Genomic DNA, 995 nt, shown 5'->3' on the forward strand with positions numbered 1-995 from the left:
TACCTGACTTGTAAACGCCTTGTCGCTTCAAAACCACCAATAAACAAATTGCATTTAACCAAGCCGACATTGCAGTAGCCAGCGCAAGCCCTGCGTGCTGTAAAGGCCAGATAAGCGCGAGATTAAATACCATGTTGTCGATTTCCTTCATTTTTACTGGAACGATTATCACTTTCCAGCCTTCAACATTGCAGATAGCGCTATCTCGGTTGGTGCCGCAATGTTGGTATTAGATATGTTCCGTAGCAAGGACGAAGACGGTAACCCAAAACCAAAGAGTCGTTCTGAGTCTCGGGCAATATAGTCTCGAGTCATATACTAGAGAGCGATTTCGTTTCTGTTTAACGTTCCATTTAGGTAGTTAAAAACGTGAGTTTAGTTGTTTCTGCGGACACACGTGTCACGCTTTATTTTTCTTTGAGCCTGCAAGATGGCTCAGTCGTCGATTCTAATTTTGACGCTAACCCAGCGACATTTGAGTATGGTGATGGTCAATTACCCGATGGCTTCTTGTCCTGCCTTGATGGCATGAAAGAAGGTGAGGAGGGGGCTTGGCTCGTGACTCCAGAAAAAGCGTTTGGGATGCCAAATCCAAATAATGTTCAAACCTTTAAACGTTCCGACTTCGCAGCAGATATGCAACTTGAAAAAGGCCTAGTCATTTCTTTTGCTGATGCGAGTCAGTCTGAGTTGCCTGGCGTTATAAAGCAGTTTGACGACGAAGAAGTGGTGGTCGATTTCAACCATCCGCTAGCTGGCGATACATTAACGTTCAAGGTTAAGATCGTTTCGATAGAAACTATTTAGGGATCATAGTTCAACTCATGCAAATTCAACTTGCTAACCCCCGAGGATTTTGTGCTGGTGTCGATCGCGCGATTGAGATCGTTAATCGTGCATTAGAGGTATTCGGAGCGCCAGTGTATGTGCGTCACGAAGTTGTTCATAACCGTTTTGTTGTGGATGACCTAAAGAATCGTGGCGCTATATTCGTT

General features: G+C 44.5%; 3 protein-coding genes and 1 pseudogene. 3 read left to right on the forward strand and 1 reads right to left on the reverse strand.

Annotation, left to right across the window (positions count from 1 at the left end):
- Positions 1-151 (reverse strand): lipid II flippase MurJ (locus A3738_RS30260; protein ID WP_156504562.1); only part of this gene is annotated, 151 nt, incomplete at its 3' end.
- On the opposite strand from A3738_RS30260, the gene A3738_RS29700 reads away from it, so the two are divergent.
- From A3738_RS29700 to ispH, 3 genes and pseudogenes are all read left to right on the forward strand, one after another.
- A complete protein-coding gene (locus tag A3738_RS29700) occupies positions 122-304 on the forward strand; it encodes a signal peptidase II (protein WP_082890171.1) in 183 nt (60 codons plus the stop codon). The genes A3738_RS30260 and A3738_RS29700 overlap by 30 nt on opposite strands.
- Before the next feature lie 65 nt (positions 305-369).
- Positions 370-807 carry a peptidylprolyl isomerase gene (locus A3738_RS28120; protein WP_068478570.1) on the forward strand — a complete coding sequence of 146 codons (438 nt, stop codon included), beginning with the start codon at positions 370-372 and terminating at the stop codon, positions 805-807.
- A 17-nt stretch (positions 808-824) separates the two neighbouring features.
- Positions 825-995, forward strand: a pseudogene (ispH, locus tag A3738_RS28125) (4-hydroxy-3-methylbut-2-enyl diphosphate reductase); the annotation flags it as partial.

The sequence above is a fragment of the Oleiphilus sp. HI0066 genome (assembly GCF_001635725.1).